Source organism: Actinophytocola sp. NPDC049390, assembly GCF_044466355.1.
GTDB lineage: Bacteria > Actinomycetota > Actinomycetes > Mycobacteriales > Pseudonocardiaceae > Actinophytocola.
Genome location: NZ_JBITMQ010000050.1, coordinates 1 through 1,501, shown reverse-complemented (window position 1 = coordinate 1,501; position 1,501 = coordinate 1). Strand labels below are relative to the sequence as shown.

The following is a 1,501-nucleotide window of genomic DNA, read 5'->3' as shown; positions in this document are numbered from 1 at the left end:
CAATGCCGTTCAGTTAGGGCGGTGGGTGGGTTGTCAAGGCGGCTGAGATAGGCAACGGGGTTCCTGCTAGAACAGCGTCGACCAAGATCGATGTTCGCAGGAACCCCGTTGGATACTCAGTCTGTCAGTACCTGTGAAGTTGTTGTGGCCCAGGGGCCGTTCGCGCCGGGGCATCTGGGTGAGCTGACCCAGTTGGTGCCGTTCGAGATGATCGATGAGGCGCTGGCCATCACCCGTCGAACACAGTCGCGGATCCGGGACTTGCCCTCGCGGGTGGTGGTCTACCTGCTGCTGGCCGCGTGCTTGTTTCCGGAACTTGGCTACCGGCAGGTATGGCACCGGCTGGTGTCCGGACTGCACGGCCTGCCCGTGGCCAATCCGACCAGCAGCGCGCTGAGTCAAGCCCGTCGTCGAGTCGGGACCGCGCCATTGCGATGGCTGTTCGAGTTGCTGCGCGGCCCGGCCCCGGGTATCGCCACGCCTGGTGCCCGCTGGCGTGGCCTGCTGGTCTGCGCGATCGACGGCACCGTCATGAGCGTTGCCGACAGCCCGGCCAACGTAACCGAGTACCGCAAACACCGCTGCAACAACGGCGGTTCCGGCTATCCGCAGCTGCGGCTGACCGCGCTGGTCGCCTGCGGCACCCGCACCATCATCGACGCGGTGTTCGGTCCGACCAGCAGCGGTGAACTCACCCACGCCCGCCAGCTCACCCGCGCCCTGCACGCGGGAATGCTCCTGCTGGCCGACCGCAACTTCGCCGGTCGTGACCTCATCGCCACCCTGGCCGCGACCGGCACCCAAGTTCTGGTGCGCTGTCGGGAGAAGCGGGTCATGCCGATGCTCAACCGCTACCCGGACGGCTCCTACCTGTCCCTGCTCGGCGGGACGACAGTCCGCATCATCGAGGCCGAGATCGCCATCACTACCCGCACCGGTCGCCGCACCAGCATCTACCGGCTCGCGACCACCCTGTTGGATCACCACCGCTACCCGGCCGGTGAGCTGATCGTGCTCTACCACCAGCGATGGGAAATCGAAACCGCCTACCTGGAACTGAAATCCACCATCCTCGGCGGCCGGGTCCTGCGCGCCCGCACCCCAACCGGAGTGATGCAAGAGGCCTACGCCCTGCTGATCACCTACCAACTGCTACGCCTAGCCATGGCCGACGCCACCACAACCCACCATGACATCGACCCCGACCGGGCCTGTTTCACCATCGCCCTCAACGCCGCCCGCGACCTCGTCACCCAGGCCGCCGCCGTGATCGCCGACAACGACATCGACCTCATCGGCCGCATCGGCCGACTCGTGCTGGCCCACCTCATGCCCGACCGACGCATCCGCACCGCACCACGCGTGGTCAAACGAGCCATCTCCAAATACAACGCCAAAGGCACCATCGACCGGAACAGCTACAAGGCCACCATCAGCATCAACATCACCACCCCAGCCGACCCTTGACAGCCCAACCCACGCCCTAACTGAACGGCATTGG

1 protein-coding gene is annotated in these 1,501 nt (G+C 65.8%); it reads left to right on the top strand.

All coding sequences use genetic code 11. The features are described from left to right. Window positions 1-144: 144 nt before the first annotated feature. Entirely contained in the window at window positions 145-1,467 is a 1,323-nt protein-coding gene (locus ACIBVP_RS45720) for an IS4 family transposase (RefSeq protein WP_396112827.1), read from the top strand. The last annotated feature ends 34 nt before the right edge of the window (window positions 1,468-1,501 follow it).